This is a genomic window from Pokkaliibacter sp. MBI-7 (genome assembly GCF_029846635.1).
Taxonomy (GTDB): domain Bacteria; phylum Pseudomonadota; class Gammaproteobacteria; order Pseudomonadales; family Balneatricaceae; genus Pokkaliibacter.
Genome location: NZ_JARVTG010000001.1, coordinates 4,194,340 through 4,215,105 on the forward strand (window position 1 = coordinate 4,194,340; position 20,766 = coordinate 4,215,105).

Genomic DNA, 20,766 nt, shown 5'->3' on the forward strand with positions numbered 1-20,766 from the left:
GACAGCGTTCAGGGATGAACAATGGGATATCAAGTAACGAGGCTGGTCGCCAGGAAAGGCTCAACATTTGGCCTAAGATGAATTTTACAGTTAGGCAAATAACTATGCGTGAATATGTGAATTCAGCCTGGGTTGCATGTGTATTCAGAACACTGTTAAGCCTGGGAATAAATGCCAGTGAACTCTTTGCTCGTTTCCAACTGAAAGAAGAGGATCTCAGTTGCCCAACCGCAGTGATGGATGCTGAACGGTTGAGGCTGTTATGCAAGGAAGTAGAAAAGACTCATCCTGACTTCGGCCTGTTGGTGGGGCTCCATCTTCACCCCATGAGCTTCAATAGTCTGTCATTGGAAGTGTTATCTCAGTCCAACCTGCTCAAGGCATTACAGGCCTATGGTGATAATTTTCATCGTATTTGTAATCTGGGTGAGGTTGCGATCGAGCAGACCGCCGACTATGTAGAAATTGGCTTGGTGCCTAATCAGGACTTTGACAGCATATCCACCGCGTTGGTGGACGCTAATCTGTCTACCATCGTAACCCTGAGCCGGTTTGTAACTGCTTCACCCATCAAGCCTGTTCAGGTCGTCCATTACAATAAGGCCATGTTCCCTCGCTATGAGGAGTTTTTTGCAGCTCCTGTTGTCGCCGATGGTTTTCGGATTGCGCTGCGCTACAGCGTGGAGGAGGCGACCAAGCCACTGTATTCCTACATTGAAGGGCAGGGTGAAGAGCTCCGGCGGTTCATTTCTGACTCCTCACCCGTGGCGCTGGGGCAGAAGGTTAAGCTAATCATTGCCAAAGGCTTGGGGCAGAAGAAAGTGACTCTGGAGTATGTAGCAGCGCAGCTGTACATGAGTCCCCGTTCATTGCAGCGCAAGTTGTCAGAAGAAGACCTGTTGTTTCAGGATTTGCTGGAAAACGTGCGCCGCCATCGTGCCAGAGTGTTATTCACCAATCCGGACATCCCTCTTATCAAGGTGAGCAGCCAGTTAGGATTTCAAAGTCAGAATGGTCTGAGCCGCTTTACGCGGGCATGGATGGATATGAGTCCGCGGGAGTTAAGACGCAAATGGACTCCTGCTCGTGGACAGCAGGTTGATGTGATGGAAGCGATGTCCTGATGTAGTTGTTTGAGATCTGCGTTCAGTAAGCCGGACTAAGAAAAAAGGGGCGCTCATGCGCCCTTTTTGCTGTGCGGGAGACTAGCTGGCATCAGTTGCATCGTCCGCGATGGCTAGCAGAGGAGTCAGCAGCGTGGTGTCTCTGCAGGGGCGTCCATTGGCTGTCATGGCTGCACAGGTGAAGCGGCCTTTTACCATTAGTTTATTGTCAGACGTACGATGAATTGCTTGCTCGAAGATGACTCGAATCCTGCCCTGGCGCGCAACCCTGAGTGCAACCGTGAACTCGTCTCCACTGCTAAGCGGGGCCAGATAGTCCAGCTCGGCACGAGCAACAACAACATGAATACCAGCTCGGGTCAGTTCTGCGAAGTCTAAACCTATTTGTTTGATGAACTCATGGCGGCAGTGCTCCATATAGTTCTGATAAACGGCGTTGTTCACTATGCCCTGCATGTCACATTCATAGTCGCGTACGCTTGTGGTGATCATGTAGTGAGGCGTAACCATCATTCTTACCTTATGTTTATAGGACGATTCGGGGTGGTAGTGATGCATCGTATTGTCAGGCTTGAAGATGGTTGAAAAAGCAGCACTCAGACAACGTGTCTGTACAGATGCTGCTCAGGGTGCTGCATTAGCCCGATTTTGCGCGGCTTAGACTAAAGTATTCCTGCCTTGCAGAACAACCGGAATCTAGATGTTCTGCTCGCTATTACTGTCTTGTGCACAGAGTTGTCCAGATTTTCTGTGGATAAGATGGCAGTGCAGGTGAGGTCTGAGGCGGATATCAGTAGAATGAACGCCTTATTCTGGAAGAGGTGCTTATGCGCGTTTGTGGAGTTGAGTTTAAAGGTGGTGAGGCCATTGTGGCACTGCTGGAGCGTGATCGTGGACTGTTTCACTGGTTGCCCTGCCGTACCAATCGGATCACGCTCAAAGATGATGCCAACGCTGAGGGGATCCGTCATTTCCAGTTCACCTTTGCCAAGCTGATTGAGGATTACAAGGTCGATCATGTCGCCATGATCAGTCGTCCACACAAGGGGCGTTTTGCTGGAGAGGGGGCGACCTTTAAAATGGAAACGGCTATTCAGCTGATTGAAAATTTGAACTCAACGCTGTTAGAACCCAGCGACATCAAGAGTGTTTTAAGTCGCTTTCCGGTAAATGAACAGGATATTGGGGTCAAGCGCTTTCAAAAAGAAGCATTTCTTGCTGCCTATACCTGGCTGAATAAGCAGCTGGCAGGTACCGAGTAATACATTGAGTATTTCTCGGTCAGCAGTGGAAAGCCTGATGCCACGTGGCTTTCAGGCTTTTTCCTGAGCTTTTCCACAAGACTATCAACCCTAAGTGGGGATAACTCGTCGATCAGCCTTTCCAGAGGATGGCTGTGACTTCATCATCATCCACCTTCCACCATTCATCTGGATCTTGCTGCTCTTCCCAGCCACTGCGAATACAGCGCACCTGGCAAGACAGCACCTTGCTGGCTTCTTTGGCGCAATCCAGGTCGGTTTCCCAGGGAGTGGCTGCCGAGTCAAACCAAATGCTGGTGAACTCCTTGCCGGCTGCCCGCTCTACAACAGTGATCGGAATGCCCTGAACCTTGGTGTGCTGACTGTCACCACGTTTCTTAAACGGTGGCAGCTCGCCAAAGCACTGTTCCAGCCAGGAGCGGATGCTCTCAACGGAGGCATTTTTTACATAGATTTCTATGTCAGGATGTCGGGGCATATCAGGTGTCCAGAAAACGTACTAGCCAAATCAGCAAAATCATCAGGTAGCCACTCAAAGCGATCAGCCCTCCGATGACTGCAGCGGCAATGCCCACCGTGCCCACCCAGTACTCTGTCTGAGGTGGCAGGTGGAACCAGGGGGCCACGATATGAATTGCGACCCCGGGAAAGAATAGCAGGGCTCCGACCAGCATTCTGATCAGGTAGCGCAATGGCTGTTCACTGCGTGCCCTGATGGTGTCGAGCCAGGAAGCCAGTATGGTCATATCAGCTTAAAAGCCGCGCCATAATATTCTCATACAGGTCAGACAGCGTATCGAGGTCCTTGCTGCGAACACATTCATTGATCTTGTGAATGGTGGCATTGACCGGGCCGAGCTCGACAACCTGAGCGCCTGTTGGTGCTATGAAACGGCCGTCAGAGGTACCGCCTGAAGTGGATAGCTCAGTGTCATAGCCTGCAACGGCTTTGATGCTTTCGACACAGGCGGCAACCAGATCACCCTCGGCTGTCAGGAAGGGGTGGCCACTCAAGGTCCACTTTAACTGGTAATCCAGACCGTGTTTGTTCAGCACTGCCTCGGTGCGCTGTTGCAGCTGTTCTGCTGTGCTCTCAGTGGAAAAGCGAAAGTTAAACTGGGCGTCTACTTCACCGGGCACCACGTTGGTAGCGCCTGTACCAGCATGAATGTTGGAAATCTGGAAACTGGTGGGAGGGAAGAAGGCATTGCCATTATCCCATTGGGTCTGTGCCAGTTCAGCTAGTGCAGGCGCGGCTTTGTGAATGGGATTGTCCACCAAGTGCGGGTAGGCAACATGCCCCTGAATCCCCTTGACCTGGAGATGGCCACTGATAGAGCCGCGACGGCCATTCTTAATGATGTCACCCACCTTCTCTGTACTGGATGGCTCTCCGACTATACACCAGGTGATCTTTTCCTGACGTGCTTCGAGGGTTTCTATCACTCGCACCGTGCCATTGATAAAGGGGCCTTCCTCATCGCTGGTGATCAGGAATGCAATAGAGCCTTTGTGGTCAGGATGGTGATCGATAAAGCGTTCAACAGCCGTGATCATGGCTGCCAGGCTGCCTTTCATATCGGCAGCACCACGGCCATACAGATAGCCATCCCGGAAGCTGGGCTCGAAAGGTGGGCTGTCCCACTTTTCCAGTGGGCCGGTAGGAACAACATCGGTATGGCCAGCAAAGCACAGTAGAGGGCCTTCCGTGCCACGGCGGGCCCAGAAGTTATCGGTATCTTCAAAACGCAGACGTTCGATCTGAAAGCCCAGCGCCTGCAGGCGCTCAATCATCAGCTCCTGACAGCCAAAGTCTTCAGGTGTCACGGAGGGGCGGCGAATCAGCTCGGCAGCCAGGGTTAAAGTGGGGGAGAGTGTGGTCATTGCTCAACTATCTTGCAGAGTGGCGAGGTAATGTTGATAGAACTGCTTGGCGGTGCGTCCACTGTGGCTGGCTCGCCCCATTGCAAACAGGCGGGCTGTCTGGTGCAGCGCTGATCGGTCAGCGTTAACGTCCCCAAACAGCTGATCAACCATGGTGAAGTAGGTGTCCCAGCTGGCTGGGTAAAAGGACAGCCACAAGCCAAATCGGTCTGAAAGGGCCATCTTGTCTTCAACCGCATCGGCGTAGTGGATCTCTCCATCCACGACCTGAGTCTGTTGATTGTCTGACATGTGTTCAGGTAACAAGTGACGTCGGTTGGAGGTGGCATAGATGCGCACGTGCTCAGGAGGGAGTTCCAGTCCGCCTTCCAATATGGATTTCAGTGGCTTGTAGCCCACTTCACCTTCTTCAAATGACATGTCGTCGCAGAAAATGATGAAGCGATAGGGTTCGGCTTCCAGCAGATCAAGAATTTCCGGCAGCCACAGTAAGTCCTCTTTGTCGACCTGCACGACTCTGAGCCCCTGTGGGGCCAGTTCGTTAAGTAACGCTTTGATAAGTGAAGATTTTCCGGTCCCTCTGGAACCCCATAGCAGCGTATGGTTACTGGGCTTTCCTTGCAGAAAGTGCTGAGTATTGCTCAGAAGTGCCTGCTTCTGACGTTCCACACCAAGCAAGGACGTCAGACGAACAGGATCGAGCCGACTGATGGGCCGCAACTGATGAGTATGGACGCGCCATACAGCCGCGTAGGTAGTTTTCCAGTTGACGAATGACATGGGGCTCTCCTTCAGTGCCCCATCATACTGAGCTGAACCGAGGTAGGCCAGCCGCTTGGCCTACCAGTCGGTTTGAATGCAGCGTCCTAGGTCACAAACTGATTGAGTTCACTTCCCAGCGCTCGCAGTTTCTGGGTGACGGTCTGCTCTTTATGGCGCGCGGCTTCCATCATGACCTGAGTTTGCTCTGATAACTGACGGATATGGCTCAGGCGTTGGCTGATGGCCTGACTGACCTGATTCTGCTGGTCGGTCGCACTGGCAATTTGCACATTCATACTATGAATGCTTTCCACATTGGACAAAATGTCACCTAATCCACCAGCACCATCATCCACGTTGTTAACACCCTTTTGTGCCCAGCTGCGGCTGCGTTCCATGGCGGTACGAGTATCCTCCATACCTTTTATCAAACGCTGAATGATGTCTTCGATCTCTTGTGTTGAATCCCCAGTCCGGCTGGCAAGGGTGCGTACTTCATCGGCCACGACCGCAAAGCCTCGTCCGGACTCTCCGGCTCTGGCCGCTTCAATGGCTGCATTCAGTGCCAGCAGATTGGTTTGTTCGGCAATACCACGAATGACATCAAGGACGGAGCGGATGCTGTCTCCTTCCCTGGATAGCTGCTGACTGACACTTTCGCCAGTCTCGATTTCGCCTTCGAGTTCGCGCATCGTGACAATCGTCTGTCGCGTGAGGTTTTCGGCGTGACGTGCCGCAGTGCGGACACTGTCTGCGGCTGCGGAAGCCTGACCGGTATTGTTAGCGATCTGCTCGATACCCTGACTCATTTCAACGACGGCATGGGCCGTATCGGCGATGGAGGCATGTTGTTCATGTAGCCGCTGCTGAGTCTGTACGCTGTGCTCGTTGACTTCACTGTTCGCGCTTATCACCTCGGCCATGGTGGTCTGCATATGGCTCACCAGCTGGTGTATGCGGCTGACGAAGCCATTGAAAGCCAGGGCCAGCTGACCGATCTCATCCTTACTCTTGGGCGCCAGGGCAATGGTGAGGTCGGCATCGTCAGTATTGAGCTTTTGTAGCTCCCTGGTGGTCAGTAATACCGGTCTTACTACCGAGGAGGTGACAAACCAGTAACTCAGCAGGATGATGGCGATACCTGCCAGAAGGCTACCCCAGAGAATCGATTGGCTGAGAGTTTTGATGCCCGGCAGGGTGGATGTGTAGGTATTTACCTTTGCCTGGCTGTCCTGTTGCAGTGCATTGAGTGCGCCTAGCAGATGCAGGGACTGGTCGCTCAGATCGTTGAATAATCCATCAGCCACGGCGCCCATAAAGCGCTGATCAAGCCAGCTATCTCGGGAGTGGCGGTAAGTGGTCAGCAGCGTATCCAGTTGCTTGGCCTTATCCGGACTGAGAAAGCCGTTGGCAAAGACCGCATTCAATGCCTGCTCTGCACTGTCGCTGGCCTCCTTCAGCTGTTGCAGTGCGTCGGGGTCATCAGGTTCGAGCAGCAGTCGATAGAGAGCAATTGTCTGCCGTTGAATGGAGAGGCTGCCCTGAGTGAGGTGGTCAGCATGGTCGCGAGCAGGGCCAGTAACGTAATCCAGCGCCTGACTGAGTGATTTGCCTACCCAAATGCCGATACCGCAGGCAGTGAGCAGGGCCAGACCGATGAGCAAGTAACTAATACCTACCTTATGTGCCAGTTTCATCTAGAGCGATCTCATTGTTGTTTTTGTGAATGGAGTTCACTAAGGGGTGAACTTAAAAGAGATGGCAGAAACTGTAAAGTAGACCTAGGGCGGGCATTGTGATGCCGGGTAAGTGTTGAGTTGAAGAGAAAAGAAAAACGGGGCCGTCTGGCTAATGCCAGTCAGTTAAGCCCTACAGCTTGACCTCCTGCGCCCTGAAGCGAAAATCCGATGCTTGTTTTGAGCATCGGATTTTTTATGCGACTTTCCTGCGCCCTGGCACTGACTCACGAAGCGGCTTCTGCTACTCACTTCCTTGACGAGCTGGGGCGCTGCTTGATCCAGAGCGGATCAGCACCGCACTGGAAACGGCGGGAGTGGCGACTTTGCGTAAACGACGCCTCCCTCTTGAAACCATGATCGGGTGCGTGATCGCCATGGCGTTGTTTCGCCGGATGACAGCCTGGGATGCCGCGAGTCGCATGGACATCATGCTGCCTGGGCAAGAGGCCATGGGTAGCGCCCAGTGCCATCGTGCAAGGTCGCCAGCGCTTGGACAGCTGCGGTGCGAGAAGTCTTTTTCCTGACTCAACAACGCTGGCATGCCAGCGCCATTGGCTCCTGCTGCTGCGCAAGGAGGGGCTCAATACGAGGTGCTGCGCAAGTTAGGCCGTCAAGATGCCATCGTCTCGCTAAAGATCACGCCGCAGGCGCGCAAACAATGGCCCGAGCTGCCAGACACGCTATAGGGCAAGACCATCAAGGGCAAAATGCGGCAGGTACTGACCTCGATGATCGATCCTCTGCGCTTCCCGCCCGACGACATCGTGGATCTGTACAGCCAGCGTTGGGAAATCGAATTGGGCTATCGAGAAATGAAGCAAGGCATGCTCGCGGGTCACTACACACTGCGCAGTAAGACGCCGGAGATGATTGAACAAGAACTGTGGGGCGTACTGCTGGGGTACAACCTGCTGCGTTATCACATGCTGGAAATGAGTCGCCACTGCCCTGGCATCTACCCCTGCGAAATGAGTTTCACCGCTTGCGCCTGGGCGATCCTGGGCTTCTTGAACGGGTCTCTTTGAAGCATCCAGGCAGCATCCCTCGCCATCTGGCTGAACTACAGGCTTTGGTCATGCACTACGTCCTGCCTCATCGGCGTGAGGATCGCAGTTATCCACGGGTGGTCAAGCCCAAGCCGTCCAAGTATCCGACCAGAAATAAAAATGCCAGTCAGCTTAACTGACTGGCATTAGGCCGTCTGGCCCCGTTTCGTGCGTCTGTTATACCGATCAGTTGTGTGCGTGCAGCGCTTCATTCAGCTCAATGGCTGACTTGTTGGTCTTGCACTCGATGCGGCCGGTTTGTGAGTTGCGACGGAACAGCAGGTCAGATTGCCCTGCCAGCTCAGACGCCTTGATGGTTTTGACTTCCTGGCCCTGGTCATCCAGCAGAGTGACTTTCGAGCCACCGGTCAGATACAGGCCGGCTTCCAGAGTGCAGCGATCACCCAGTGGGATGCCCAGGCCGGCATTGGCGCCCAGCAGGCAGTTTTCACCGACAGAGATCACCACATTGTTACCACCGGACAGGGTGCCCATGGTGGAGCAGCCGCCACCCAGATCTGAGCCTTTGCCAACGACCACCCCTGCAGAAATACGGCCTTCGACCATGCTGGTGCCGAGAGTGCCTGCATTGAAATTGACAAAGCCTTCATGCATCACGGTCGTACCCTCGCCCAGATGTGCGCCCAGACGAATACGGTCTGCATCACCGATACGAACGCCAGCAGGGACGACGTAATCTGCCATGCGCGGGAATTTGTCGACGGAGACTACCGTCAGCCATTCACCTTTCAGACGCGCCTGCAAGCGACGAGCATTCAGCTCGTCCAGAGCGATCGGACCCTGGTTGGTCCAGGCAACGTTGGGCAGCAGGCCAAACATGCCAGTCAGATTCAGCTGGTGTGGTTTGACCAGACGGTTCGACAGTAAATGCAGCTTCAGGTACACCTCAGCCAGGCTGGCAGGGGCTGTATCGCTTTCCAGAATAGTGACTACCAGTGGCTGTTCTGAGTCCTGGCTGATGGCCAGCAGTTCCGCCATCTGCTCATATTCTGCCTGGGTCAGGGCAGTCGCCAGGGCTGGAATGCTGTCCTTATCCAGAGCAATCACCTGATTGCCACCCTCGTATCCCAGCTGGTGCTTGAATACATCCACCAGTGCAGCGGTGGGATTCAGCAGGGGATAGGGGTAGAACACTTCCAGCCAGGCTCCTGCCTGAGACTGGCTGCCGATACCAATCCCAAGGGCGAGGTGGGATGTGCTCATGGTGTATCTCCTATATCTGTCATTGTGATTAAAAACGGTAAGGCTTCAGTGAGGGCTGACTCAGCCCAGCCACTGAGCGTAGTCTGCTTCTTTGAATCCGAGGTGACGGCTGCTGCCCGTATCCAGCAGAGGGCGTTTGATTAATGCAGGCTGTTCCAGCATCAGTGCAATCGCCCGTTGGCTATCCATATCGCTTTTCTGTTCGTCACTGAGTCCACGCCAGGTCGTGCCACGAGTGTTTAGCAGCGCTTGCCATCCCAGCTCATCACACCAGCTTGTCAGTTGTTCCTGGGTCAGGCCATCCACCCGGTAATCATGAAAGCGATAGTCCAGCTGCCGGGCTTCCAGCCATTTGCGAGCCTTCTTGATGGTGTCGCAGTTTTTGATCCCGTACAGGGTGATCATCGGTAAGTCCTGTGTCATGACATTTGGTCAGTGGCTGGCTATTTTTTTAGATGCGTGACTCAACAAAACGGCGGATACGCTGCGCCGCTTCCACGCATTCTTCCAGTGTAGCCACCAGTGCCATACGTACGTGGCCTGCGCCGGGTATACCATCTGCTTCGCGAGACAGATAGCGGCCAGGCAGGACAGTGACATGCTGCTCGTTGAACAGGTCGCGTGCAAAAGCTTCATCATCCCCACCGGCTACCTGCGGCCACAGGTAGAATCCTGCGTCTGGGCGACTGACTGTTATCACGTCGCCGAGAATATCCAGCACTGCGTCAAATTTGTGGCGGTAGAGGTCGCGATTCTGTTCGACATGCAGCTCATCATCCCAGGCAGCGATGCTGGCCTGCTGCACTTGCACCGGCATTGCACAGCCGTGATAGGTGCGGTATCGAAGGAAAGCTGTCATCAGTTCGGCATCTCCGGCGACGAAACCGGAGCGTAGTCCTGGCAGATTGGAGCGTTTGGACAAACTGTGAAAAACGGCACAGCGGCTGTAGTCGTGACGGCCCAGTTTGGCGCAGGCTTCCAGTAACCCCATCGGAGGCTGCTGCTCATCGAAGTAAATTTCCGAATAGCACTCATCCGAGGCGATGACAAAATCATACTGATCAGCCAGCTCCAGCACGCGGGCGAAGTCTTCCAGCTTCATTACTGCGCCAGTGGGGTTGCCTGGTGTGCAGAGAAACAGCAGCTGACAACGCTGCCAGATTTCTGCAGGAATGGCGTCGTAATCGGGGTTATACTGGTTTTTTGCGGTGCAGTTAAGGAAGTAAGGTTTTGCCCCAGCCAGGAACGCTGCACCTTCATAGATTTGGTAGAAAGGATTGGGACTGAGTACCAGTGGCTCAGGCTGGCTGCTGTCAATGCATGCCTGGGCAAAGGCAAACAGCGCTTCCCGCGTGCCGTTGACGGGCAGAATATGACGTTCAGCGTCCAGACTGCCTTCAGTCAGCTTGAAGCGACGTTGCAGCCAGCTGGCAATGGCCTGGCGCAGTTCTGGAAGCCCCTTGGTAGTAGGGTAGACAGACAGCCCGCTAATGGCATCAATCATGGCCTGCTCAACCATCGCCGGTGCGGCGTGTTTGGGCTCACCGATGGACAGTGCGATATGACGCAGGTGAGTGGGCGGTGTCGTTCCGGCCTTGAGCGCTGCCAGGCGCTCAAAGGGATAAGGCTGAAGGTCTTGGAGATGGGGATTCATCATGTTCAGATCTGGGCCAGTTCATCGAGTTGTTGACAGATGGCTGCGCGCAGGGCATCGCGCTGTGTGGGGTCTTCCAGCGGCTTGCCTTCCTGCGTGGTAATAAAAAATACGTCTTCTACACGTTCGCCCATGCTGGCGATCTTAGCGGTCTGCACAAATACGTCGAAGTCGTAGAAAATTTTACCGAGGGTAGCCAGCAGGCCTGGGCGGTCAGGAGATATGACCTCCAGCACCGTCCGCTTGTTGTTGGCATCATCGCTGATGTGCACCTGGGTCGGCATGGTGAAATGTTTGAACTGCCGTGGCACACGCTTGCGGACGATGTCAGGGAACTCATCAGGTGCTGACAGTACTTCTTCCAGATAGCTTCTGATCTGGCTGATACGCTGGGGAGCATGGCCCAGAGACTGGTTGTCCTCATTCAGGACAATAAAGGTATCCAGACTGAAGCCATCGCGCGAAGTGATGATGCGTGCATCGTGAATGTTGAGATTCAGTTGCGATAGTGCTGCAGTGGTCGCAGCAAAGAGGTCATCCTGATCCAGGGTGTAGATAAATATCTGCGTGCCGCCTTCATGGGCACGGCTGGTGGTTTCGCGAATGAGGATCAGTGGCCGGGTCTGGTCCAGATGATTGAGGATGGCCTCTGTGTGCCAGATGATGTCGCGTACACTTTCCCTTACGAAGTACTCATTGGGCAGTAAACGCCACAGACGATTGACGGCGACTTCATCCAGCCCCTGCTGTTGCAGTCCCTCCATTGCATCTTTCTGGATGTCTTCAATCAGCTCAGAAATATTGATCGGCTCATCCAGCCCCTTGCGCAGCATGTGCTTGGCATCGGAGAACAGCTGGCGTAGTAACGCGGCCCGCCAGGAATTCCAGAGATTAGGGTTGGTGGCATTAATGTCAGCCACGGTCAGTACAAAAAGGTAGTCCAGATAGATGGGGTCGCGTACCTGCATGGCGAAATGCTTGATCACTTCCGGGTCGGAAATGTCGCGACGCTGTGCAGTCATCGACATCAGCAGGTGATGGCGGACCAGCCAGACAACCAGAGCGGTGTCCCACTTGGGCAGCTTGTGGCGACGACAGAAGGCCAGTGCATCCTGTGCTCCCAGTTCCGAGTGATCGCCGCCCCGGCCTTTGCCTATGTCGTGAAAAAGTCCGGCCAGATAGAGCAATTCAATCTTGGGTAGTTTGTGAATCAGGCTGGATACGATGGGGAAGCGGTCTGCTACCTCTGGATGGCGGAACTGCCGCATCATCAGTAGCACTTTCATGGTGTGAGCATCGACCGTGTAGACATGGAACAGGTCGTGCTGCATGCGTCCGATAATATCGTTAAAGGAGGGAATATAGCGGCCCAGTATACCATAGCGGCGCATGCGATTGAGTTCCGTGGAGACGCCTTCCTGACTGCGTAATAGCTCCATGAACAGGCTGGTATTGCGGATGTCGGCACGGAACTTGTCATCGATGAGATGACGGTGCTGGCGCAGTAGACGAATGGTCGCTGCTCGCACTCCCTGCACTTCCGGATGCTGGGCGCGCAAGACAAACAGCTCCATCATGGCAAAGGGGTAATACTGGAATATCTTGTCGTGGGTAACTTCGAGGTACTGATTACGAATCTGGAAGCGGTTGTTGAGGGGGATGACGGTATCTTCTGCTTCCTGCGTGAGGATAGTTTCTTCAAAATGCTGTAACAACAGGTCATTCAGTTCGGCGAAGTAGCCTGCAACTCGATAGTACTTGCACATGAACTGCTCAATGGCCAGTGAGCCGGGTGCATTCTCATAACCGAAAAAGGTCGCCAGCGTCTGTTGATAGTCGAACAGCAGGCGGTCTTCCTCCCGACCGGTAAACATGTGCAGGGCATAGCGAACAGTCCACAAATACTCCAGGCCCTGGTTGATGCTCTCAAGCTCCTTCACCGTCAGAAAGCCATGGCTGACCAGCTCACTCAGGGACTCGGCGCCGTAGTGTCGCTTGACTACCCAGCCAATAGTCTGGATATCTCTCAAACCACCGGGGGAGTTTTTGATATTCGGCTCCAGATTGTAGCCAGTTTGCTGGGTCTTTTCGTAGCGAGCCCGTTGCTCTTCGCACTTGGCCTTGAAAAAGGCTCGCGATGACCATGCATCCTCAGAGGTAACCTTCTCCTGCATTTCTACCCTGAGACTTGCAGGGCCAATCAGTGTGCGGGCTTCAAGCAGGTTGGTCGCAATGGTCAGATCATCTCTGGCCTGTTTGTAGCATTCGGACACGGTGCGCACGCTACTTCCTACTGCCAGCTTGATATCCCATAGAAAGGTCAGAAAGGCGGCAAGGGACTCTTCATACTTGCTGGCATCCAGCTCATCGTCCATCAGCACCAGCAGGTCAATATCGGAGCAGGGGTGTAATTCGCCCCGACCGTAACCACCGACAGCCACCAGGCTGATATCATCGTCTTCAGGCAGTTGATGCCAGGCCCATGCCTGGCGTAACAACTGATCCATGAACCAGGCTCTGCCGTTGATCAGGCGACGAATGTTGTGGTGTTCGCGAAAACGGTGGTCCAGCGTTGATTTAGCGTGCTCAATGGCTTTCTTAAACAGAGGAATACTGTGACGGGTACGTCCCAGATCCTCACGGAAAGCAGCGACATCGAAAAGCTCAGTATCGTCTGGATAACTGTCCACAGGCAGAGCCATAGTTGTCTCCCAAAAAGGCTTAGATGCCGGTTTCATCCTTGCGCAGGGTCAGAATTTCCACGCCAGTATCTGTCACCAGCAGGGTGTGCTCCCACTGTGCAGACAAACGGCGGTCAACGGTTTCTACCGTCCAGCCGTCCTTTTTTGACAGCTTCACATGACGCTTTCCAGCATTAATCATTGGCTCAATGGTAAAGATCATCCCGGGCTTGAGCTCGACCCCGGTGCCTTGCTTGCCGTAATGCAGTACCTGTGGGTCTTCGTGGAATTCAGCCCCGATGCCGTGGCCACAGTATTCTCGTACCACGGAATAATGATTGCTTTCAGCGTACTGCTGAATGGCATGGCCAATATCGCCCAGACGTGCGCCGGGTTTGACCAAACGAATGCCGATATACAGACATTCCTTGGTGATATCAGTCAGGCGCTGAGCGTGTGGTATAGGTTTGCCGACGTGAAACATCGCACTGGTATCGCCGTGGTATCCATCTTTAATGACAGTAATATCGATATTAATGATGTCACCCTGCTTCAAGGGTTTGTCATTGGGGATGCCATGGCACACAACATGGTTCACAGAGGTGCAGATGGATTTGGGGAAGCCATGGTAATTCAGTGGAGCCGGAATTGCCTGTTGCTCATTCACAATATAGTCATGACAGATACGGTTTAATTCATCCGTCGTTACTCCGGGCTGAACGTGGGGTTCTATCATTTCCAGAACTTCTGCGGCCAGGCGGCCGGCAACACGCATCTTGGTGATTTCTTCCGGGGTTTTAATCTTGACAGTCATGAGGCTGGGTCTGGCTCCATAGCGAAAGACTCCCCAGTGTCGATGGCATTCTGCGGCTATCGGGCAGGGAGTTAAGGACGTTGGCCATTGTACACAGATTGCAGCAACGGGAAAAATTGCCGTGTAACTTTTGCTGGACAGGGTTTTGTGGTATAACACCGGCGCTTAAAGTGGCTACCCCCGATATGCATATGTTGCGGGAGCAATTTTAAACATCAACAGTGTTAAATCACACATGTGCCGACACAGCATCCGAGGGTGCCCTGAAAAGGGTCGGAGACTGGGGTACATGGAGGCCTAACCCTAACATCTAAAGGAAAAATCATGGCAAAAGTTACCATGCGCGACCTGCTGAAAGCAGGTGTACACTTCGGTCACCAGACTCGCTACTGGAACCCCAAGATGGGCAAATACATCTACGGGGCTCGCAACAAGATCCATATCATCAACCTGGAGCATACTTTGCCCATGCTGAATGATGCGCTGGATGTTGTTGCCAAAATGGCTGGTAAAAAGAACAAGATCCTGTTCGTTGGTACCAAGCGTGCAGCTGCTGAAGTTATCAAGCAGGAAGCTACCCGCGCCGGTATGCCTTACGTAAACCATCGTTGGTTGGGCGGCATGCTCACCAACTACAAGACCATCCGTCAGTCCATTCGTCGTTTCCGTGAACTTGAAGCACAGAAACAGGACGGTACTTTCGACAAGCTGACCAAGAAAGAAGTCCTGATGCGTACCCGTGAGATGGACAAGCTTGAGCTGTCTATCGGTGGTATCAAGGATATGGGTGGTCTGCCTGATGCCCTGTTCGTTATCGACGTTGAGCACGAGCGCAATGCCGTTCTGGAAGCTAACAAGCTGGGTATCCCTGTAATTGGTGTTGTTGATACCAACAGTGATCCTGCTGGCGTTGACTACGTAATTCCGGGTAACGATGACGCCCTGCGTGCAATTGAAATCTACGCTAAGTCAATGGCTGATAGCGTACTGGAAGCTGTAGCGCAGAACGCCGATGGCGACAAAGGCGAATTCGTTGAAGTCAGCGAAGACGCAGAAGCGGCAGCTCAGTAAGTAATTCACTGAGTTGACGTTAAAGAAGGGGAGCAGTGCTCCCCTTTTTTGAAAGCTGATACCCGTTCAAGATCATTTTAAGAGGATATCCGACATGGCAGCTATTTCTGCTTCTCTGGTGAAAGAACTGCGTGAGCGCACTGGCCTGGGCATGATGGAGTGCAAGGCTGCACTGGTAGAGGCCAATGGCGACATCGATCTGGCAATCGACAACCTGCGCAAGTCCAGCTCCCTGAAAGCGGCCAAGAAAGCCGGTCGTACTGCTGCTGACGGTGTGGTTGTAGTTAAACAGTCTGATGACAACACTTACGCTGTAGTGGTTGAAGTTAACTCTGAGACTGACTTTGTTGCTCGCGATGACAACTTCGCTGCCTTCGCAGCCAAGGTTGTGGGCAAAGCCTTCAGTGACAAGCAGATTGATGTGGCTGCGCTGATGGAAGGTGAACTGGAAAGCGATCGTTCTGCTCTGGTTCAGAAAATTGGCGAAAACATCAGTGTGCGCCGCGCAGCACAGGTAGCATCTGATGTGGTTGGCAGCTATGTTCACAGCAACAACCGTATCGCTGTTCTGGTTGCACTGAAAGGCGGTAACTCTGAGCTGGCAAAAGACGTAGCAATGCATGTTGCTGCTTCCAACCCTCAGGTCGTCAAACCTGCTGATATGCCTCAAGAGCTGATCGAGAAAGAGAAAGAAATCTTTACCGCTCAGGCTCAGGAGTCTGGCAAACCTGCAGAAATCATTGAGAAAATGGTGCAGGGCCGTATTCAGAAGTTCTTGGCTGAAAGCAGTCTGATCAACCAGCCTTTCGTTAAGAACCCAGAAGTCACCGTGGGTGATCTGGCCAAACAGGCTGGCGCTGAAGTGGTGTCTTTTGTGCGTTTCGAAGTAGGCGACGGTATCGAGGTCGAAAAGAAAGACTTCGCTCAGGAAGTTGCTGAACAGCTGAAGAAGTAATTCAGCTTCTGTTTAAACCGCCGACTGTTGTCGGCGGTTTTGTCTATATGGTGTATACCACATATCTGTATTCTGGAGCTCGACCTTATGGCCACCGAAAAGAATCAAGCCAAATATAAACGTATTCTGCTGAAGCTTTCCGGAGAAGCCCTGATGGGGGATGAGAGCTTTGGTATTGATCCTAAAGTGCTTAATCGCATGGCGCTGGAAGTGGGCCAGTTAATCGGGATCGGCGTTCAGGTAGGATTAGTGGTAGGTGGCGGGAACTTGTTCCGTGGTGCGGCATTAGATGCTGCCGGAATGGATCGTGTGACCGGTGATCATATGGGGATGCTGGCAACAGTGATGAATGCTCTGGCTCTGCGCGACGCTCTGGAGCGTTCAAATATAGCTACCCGAGTCATGTCTGCTATTCCTATGAGCGGTGTGGTCGATCATTATGATCGCCGTGGTGCTATTCGTGCTCTCAAGCAGGGGGATGTGGTTATCTTTGCTGCGGGCACAGGCAATCCGTTTTTTACCACCGACTCTGCCGCCTGTTTGCGTGGTATTGAAATTGAAGCAGATGTGGTACTAAAGGCAACCAAGGTTGATGGTGTCTATACAGCTGACCCGGTAAAAGACCCAGCCGCTACCAAATACGATTTTCTCACCTATGATGAAGTTCTTGAACGTCAGTTAGGCGTGATGGATCTTACAGCTATCTGTTTGACGCGCGATCACAACATGCCTGTTCGGGTATTTAACATGAACAAGCCTGGAGCGTTGGCTGGCATTGTGACTGGGGGGCCTGAGGGTACCCTTATCAGTGTGGCGCGTTAACCAAGTCGGGAGACCATAATGATTGAAGATATCAAGCGCGATGCTGAGCAGCGCATGCAGAAAAGCATCGAGTCGTTAGAAGGCCAGTTCAACAAGATTCGTACTGGCCGTGCAACGCCAGCGATTCTGGATGTGGTACGAGTAAGTTACTACGGTGTTGATACCCCGTTGAGCCAGGTGGCTAACGTCATTGTTGAAGATGCCCGTACCCTTCTGATTTCCCCATGGGAGAAAAAGCTGGTCCCGGAAATCGAGAAGGCGATCTATCGTTCTGATTTGGGGCTCAATCCGAATACTTCGGGTGACGTTATTCGTGTGCCTATGCCTCCATTGACTGAAGAGACGCGCAAGACTTACATCAAGCAGGCGCGTCAGGAAGCAGAGAATGCACGTGTCGCCATACGTAATGTGCGTCGTGATGCCAATGGTATGATCAAGGATCTGCTCAAGGAGAAAGAAATCTCCGAAGACGATCAGCGTCGTGCTGAGGAAGCTATCCAGAAAGTGACCGACAAATACATTGCTGATGTTGATAAGCATCTCGAGTCGAAAGAAGCGGATCTGATGGCGATCTGATGGTGAGGGCCGAGTTCGCTTGGCCCCAAACCCATAACGCTGCAAACGATGCAGTGCATGAGTGTCGTATTCTCTATGTCTAAGGAAGTTGCCCTGAGTACAGTCCCTCGTCATGTAGCCATAATCATGGATGGAAACAATCGTTGGGCAAAAAAACGCTTTCTGCCGGGAGTGGCAGGTCATAAGGCAGGAGTAAAGTCAGTCCGTGCAGTCATTGATACCTGCATCAAGCATGGCATCGAAGTGCTGACGCTGTTTGCTTTTAGCAGTGAAAACTGGCGACGGCCAGAAGATGAAGTCAATGCGTTAATGTCACTCTTTGTGTATGTGCTTGAGCGTGAGGTTAAAAAGTTACACAAGAGTAATGTCAGGCTCAGAGTTGTAGGTGAGCGTGAGCGCTTGGGTGTGCAGCTTAACAAGCTAATTGATAGCGCAGAAGCATTAACCTGCAATAACACTGGGCTGGTTCTTGCTGTGGCTGCCAACTATGGCGGTCAATGGGATGTCGTTAATGCATGCAAGAAGTTAGTCGCTCAGGTTCAGGCTGGCGAGTTGGCGTGTGACGATATATCAGAAGATATTTTTAACTCAGCTGTGAGCTTGGGGGATCTGCCAGCCCCGGATCTGTGCATTCGTACGGGTGGTGAAAAGCGCATCAGCAACTTTTTGTTGTGGCAAATGGCTTATACGGAATTCTACTTTACACCAACGCTCTGGCCTGACTTTCGTGAGAAACAACTGCTGGAAGCGGTTGCTGACTTCTCTGGGCGCCAGCGACGCTTTGGCCATACTACTGAGCAAGTAGAGGCCATGAAAGGTGTTTAAGACTCGTTTAATTACTGCGTTGTGTCTGATCCCAATCGTCTTCTGGGGATTGTTTTTTCTACATGGCTTGAGCTTTCAGTTATTCACCGGTTTGGTTGTTGTGCTCGGTGCCTGGGAGTGGAGTTCTTTGGCGGGTATGCGCGATTTGCGCGACCGTTGTGTTTACATAGCGGCGATTGGCGGGAGCCTTGTTCTGCTCAGTCTGTTGTCGAGTGTACAAGTATGGTTGTTGCTCCCCGGTGTATTGTTCTGGTTGATTGCGGCTTACTGGGTTGTTCGTTATCCGCAAGCCCAAAGCTGGCATACCAGGCGATCCATGGCCTTGATCGGTTGGTGGGTGCTTGTTCCTCTATGGGTGGCTATGGTCTGGCTTAATGCGGTAGCCAATTTTGCTTCCTGGCTGGTCTATTTGTTGTTTTTGGTTTGGGGGGCTGATACCGGCGCTTATCTTGCCGGGAAACGTTTCGGGAAGACCAAGCTCGCACCTCAGGTTAGCCCCGGTAAGACCCTTGAGGGCGCTGCCGGTGCTTTTCTGACAGTTAGTCTGCTAGCTGCCGTATTTTCTTCCTTGTCTGTATTGCCTCTGTCTTTTGCTTCATTGTGGGTGCTGAGTATGCCGATTGTGCTGGTATCTATACTGGGCGATCTGCTTGAAAGCATGTGCAAACGAGCAGCGGGAGTGAAAGACAGCGGCAAGTTGCTGCCTGGTCATGGCGGTATTCTGGATCGCATTGATAGTTTGTGTGCTGCTTTGCCATGCTATGTCTTTGCCATCTGGACACTTGGGTGGGTTTGATCTTTTACTGCACAGGTAAGCTTGAAGCTTTTCTCACCTCAATGTAGTCCGGTGGATGGTTTTTTGATGTTTTTCGTCGGTTTTCGCCCAGTTGCAGTATTGGGTGCTCAAATCTGTCTGGTAGGTAATGGTTCTTAGAGGTTGAGCGATGACGAATCTGATCGCCCTGATAGTCACCTTGGGTATCCTGGTGACAATTCACGAATATGGACACTTCTGGGTTGCTCGTCGCTGCGGAGTCAGAGTGCTGCGCTTTTCAGTCGGGTTCGGAAAGCCTTTGTTTAGCTGGCATGATCGTCATGGTACTGAGTTCTGTATCGCTGCCATTCCTCTGGGTGGTTATGTGCGTATGCTGGATGAGCGTGAAGGAGAGGTTGCGGAGTCCGAGCGTTCGCTAGCCTTCAACACCAAGAGTGTTTATCAGCGCTTCGCCATTGTGGCTGCCGGTCCATTGATCAATATCATCTTTGCGGTACTGGTGTATTGGTGGCTGTTCGTTGTCGGTGTTCAGACCATTGTGCCAGTGATTGGAGAGGTGGTTTCGGGTTCGCCTGCAGCGTTGGTACAGGTGCCAGTAAATGCAGAAATAACTGCTATTGATGGGCATGCTGTCAGAAGCTGGGAAGAGGTAAATACCCGGTTAGCTGCGCTGATAGGGGAAACTACCAGCGTAGCTCTGGATGTGAAAACGAACGATGGCAAGAGTATTCACTATCAGCTGCCTATTGAACAATGGCTGGCAAAAGAGGCTGAGCCGGATCTGTTAAATGGTATCGGTATGTTACCTTGGCGACCACATTGGGACTCTGTTATTGGCGAAGTGGTGCCGGGGCAAGCTGCTGAGTTAGCAGGCCTGAAGGTAGGAGACAAAATTCTGAGTGTTGATGGTGAGGCTGTGTCCAGCTGGAGCCAATGGGTGGATATCGTGCAGAGGCATCCTGACCAGTCGATGCAAGTCGCCCTGATGAGAGGTGTACAGCAGCTCGGTTTGATATTGACACCTCATAGCAAGAACAGTGACGTCGATGGTAGGGTGATTGGTTACATTGGAGCTGCTCCACAGGTTCCTGTCTGGCCTGATGCGATAAAGCGAACCATTCATTACGGTGTCGTGGATGCATTTACTGAAGCGTTTCACAAAACGTCAGAAATGGTCAGTCTGATGGTTGCATCAGTAGGAAAGCTGGTTTCAGGCTTGATGTCCGTAGAAAGTCTTGGTGGGCCGATTACTATCGCTAAGGTTGCGGGTGCATCTGCATCGTCAGGGCTGGAGAGTTTTGTTTCCTTCCTCGCCTATCTGAGTATTAGTCTTGGTGTACTAAACCTGTTGCCAATTCCTATGCTGGATGGCGGTCATCTGCTGTTTTTTCTGGCAGAAATGGTTAAGGGTAAGCCTGTATCTGACACCGTGCAGATGATTTCTTTACGCTTTGGTATGGTGGTGCTCGGCGGCGTCATGTTGCTGGCTCTGTACAATGATTTGATGCGTTTGTAATATGGCGCTCATTTAATTGAGCAATGAAGCCCTGGA

Annotated in this window: 20 protein-coding genes and 1 pseudogene; 10 read left to right on the forward strand and 11 right to left on the reverse strand. The window is 52.6% G+C overall.

Annotated features, from left to right (window positions below; all coding sequences use genetic code 11):
- The first annotated feature begins 14 nt into the window (after positions 1-14).
- The gene (locus QCD60_RS18500) at positions 15-1,124 is read left to right on the forward strand and encodes an AraC family transcriptional regulator (protein ID WP_104156322.1); all 1,110 of its coding nucleotides are present in this window, start codon (positions 15-17) and stop codon (positions 1,122-1,124) included.
- Positions 1,125-1,205: 81 nt separating this feature from the next.
- Here the strand turns inward: QCD60_RS18500 and QCD60_RS18505 are convergent, their stop codons facing one another.
- Positions 1,206-1,637 carry an acyl-CoA thioesterase gene (locus QCD60_RS18505; RefSeq protein ID WP_279787702.1) on the reverse strand — a complete coding sequence of 144 codons (432 nt, stop codon included), beginning with the start codon at positions 1,635-1,637 and terminating at the stop codon, positions 1,206-1,208.
- Between the two features lie 314 nt (positions 1,638-1,951).
- Here QCD60_RS18505 and QCD60_RS18510 point away from each other — a divergent pair, with 314 nt between their 5' ends.
- Entirely contained in the window at positions 1,952-2,386 is a 435-nt protein-coding gene (locus QCD60_RS18510) for a DUF3010 family protein (RefSeq protein ID WP_110185786.1), read from the forward strand.
- Between the two features lie 112 nt (positions 2,387-2,498).
- On the opposite strand, the gene QCD60_RS18515 is transcribed toward QCD60_RS18510, so the two are convergent.
- From QCD60_RS18515 to QCD60_RS18535, 5 genes are all read right to left on the reverse strand, one after another.
- Positions 2,499-2,864 carry a hypothetical protein gene (locus QCD60_RS18515; protein WP_279787703.1) on the reverse strand — a complete coding sequence of 122 codons (366 nt, stop codon included), beginning with the start codon at positions 2,862-2,864 and terminating at the stop codon, positions 2,499-2,501.
- 1 nt (position 2,865) lies between these two features.
- Entirely contained in the window at positions 2,866-3,132 is a 267-nt protein-coding gene (locus QCD60_RS18520) for a hypothetical protein (protein WP_279787704.1), read from the reverse strand.
- Position 3,133: 1 nt separating this feature from the next.
- Entirely contained in the window at positions 3,134-4,270 is a 1,137-nt protein-coding gene (dapE, locus tag QCD60_RS18525; RefSeq protein WP_279787705.1) for a succinyl-diaminopimelate desuccinylase, read from the reverse strand.
- Positions 4,271-4,273: 3 nt separating this feature from the next.
- A complete protein-coding gene (locus tag QCD60_RS18530) occupies positions 4,274-5,050 on the reverse strand; it encodes an ATP-binding protein (RefSeq protein ID WP_279787706.1) in 777 nt (258 codons plus the stop codon).
- A gap of 86 nt (positions 5,051-5,136) precedes the next feature.
- Positions 5,137-6,729, reverse strand: a complete 1,593-nt coding sequence (locus QCD60_RS18535; RefSeq protein WP_279787707.1) for a methyl-accepting chemotaxis protein — start codon at positions 6,727-6,729, stop codon at positions 5,137-5,139.
- Positions 6,730-6,966: 237 nt separating this feature from the next.
- Between QCD60_RS18535 and QCD60_RS18540 the strand changes: the two are divergent.
- Positions 6,967-7,957 (forward strand): annotated as a pseudogene (locus QCD60_RS18540) (transposase domain-containing protein).
- Positions 7,958-8,003: 46 nt separating this feature from the next.
- On the opposite strand, the gene dapD reads toward QCD60_RS18540, so the two are convergent.
- The 5 genes from dapD to map are packed head-to-tail and all read right to left on the reverse strand — an operon-like array spanning position 8,004 to position 14,190.
- Positions 8,004-9,041: a 2,3,4,5-tetrahydropyridine-2,6-dicarboxylate N-succinyltransferase gene (gene dapD, locus QCD60_RS18545; RefSeq protein ID WP_279787708.1), complete on the reverse strand. Its 1,038-nt coding sequence runs from the start codon at positions 9,039-9,041 to the stop codon at positions 8,004-8,006.
- 60 nt (positions 9,042-9,101) lie between these two features.
- Positions 9,102-9,446, reverse strand: coding sequence for an ArsC family reductase (locus QCD60_RS18550; protein WP_279787709.1), 345 nt, complete (start codon positions 9,444-9,446; stop codon positions 9,102-9,104).
- A 46-nt stretch (positions 9,447-9,492) separates the two neighbouring features.
- The gene (dapC, locus tag QCD60_RS18555) at positions 9,493-10,695 is read right to left on the reverse strand and encodes a succinyldiaminopimelate transaminase (RefSeq protein ID WP_279787944.1); all 1,203 of its coding nucleotides are present in this window, start codon (positions 10,693-10,695) and stop codon (positions 9,493-9,495) included.
- Between the two features lie 5 nt (positions 10,696-10,700).
- On the reverse strand, positions 10,701-13,397 hold the full coding sequence (locus QCD60_RS18560) for a [protein-PII] uridylyltransferase (RefSeq protein ID WP_279787710.1): 2,697 nt from the start codon (positions 13,395-13,397) through the stop codon (positions 10,701-10,703).
- A 19-nt stretch (positions 13,398-13,416) separates the two neighbouring features.
- Entirely contained in the window at positions 13,417-14,190 is a 774-nt protein-coding gene (gene map / locus QCD60_RS18565) for a type I methionyl aminopeptidase (RefSeq protein WP_110185777.1), read from the reverse strand.
- A 324-nt stretch (positions 14,191-14,514) separates the two neighbouring features.
- Here map and rpsB point away from each other — a divergent pair, with 324 nt between their 5' ends.
- The 7 genes from rpsB to rseP all read left to right on the forward strand — a co-directional run bounded on the left by rpsB (position 14,515) and on the right by rseP (position 20,730).
- Positions 14,515-15,261, forward strand: a complete 747-nt coding sequence (gene rpsB / locus QCD60_RS18570; RefSeq protein WP_104156310.1) for a 30S ribosomal protein S2 — start codon at positions 14,515-14,517, stop codon at positions 15,259-15,261.
- 94 nt (positions 15,262-15,355) lie between these two features.
- Positions 15,356-16,216 (forward strand): translation elongation factor Ts, encoded by an 861-nt coding sequence (tsf, locus tag QCD60_RS18575; protein WP_279787711.1) that lies wholly within the window; start codon positions 15,356-15,358, stop codon positions 16,214-16,216.
- 87 nt (positions 16,217-16,303) lie between these two features.
- On the forward strand, positions 16,304-17,038 hold the full coding sequence (gene pyrH, locus QCD60_RS18580; RefSeq protein WP_279787712.1) for a UMP kinase: 735 nt from the start codon (positions 16,304-16,306) through the stop codon (positions 17,036-17,038).
- A gap of 18 nt (positions 17,039-17,056) precedes the next feature.
- Complete coding sequence (frr, locus tag QCD60_RS18585) at positions 17,057-17,614, forward strand: ribosome recycling factor (protein ID WP_279787713.1); 558 nt, start codon at positions 17,057-17,059, stop codon at positions 17,612-17,614.
- A 57-nt stretch (positions 17,615-17,671) separates the two neighbouring features.
- A complete protein-coding gene (locus tag QCD60_RS18590) occupies positions 17,672-18,439 on the forward strand; it encodes an isoprenyl transferase (RefSeq protein ID WP_279787714.1) in 768 nt (255 codons plus the stop codon).
- Positions 18,432-19,235 carry a phosphatidate cytidylyltransferase gene (locus QCD60_RS18595; RefSeq protein ID WP_279787715.1) on the forward strand — a complete coding sequence of 268 codons (804 nt, stop codon included), beginning with the start codon at positions 18,432-18,434 and terminating at the stop codon, positions 19,233-19,235. The genes QCD60_RS18590 and QCD60_RS18595 overlap by 8 nt, the downstream gene beginning before the upstream one ends.
- Before the next feature lie 148 nt (positions 19,236-19,383).
- Positions 19,384-20,730 (forward strand): RIP metalloprotease RseP, encoded by a 1,347-nt coding sequence (gene rseP, locus QCD60_RS18600; protein WP_279787716.1) that lies wholly within the window; start codon positions 19,384-19,386, stop codon positions 20,728-20,730.
- The last annotated feature ends 36 nt before the right edge of the window (positions 20,731-20,766 follow it).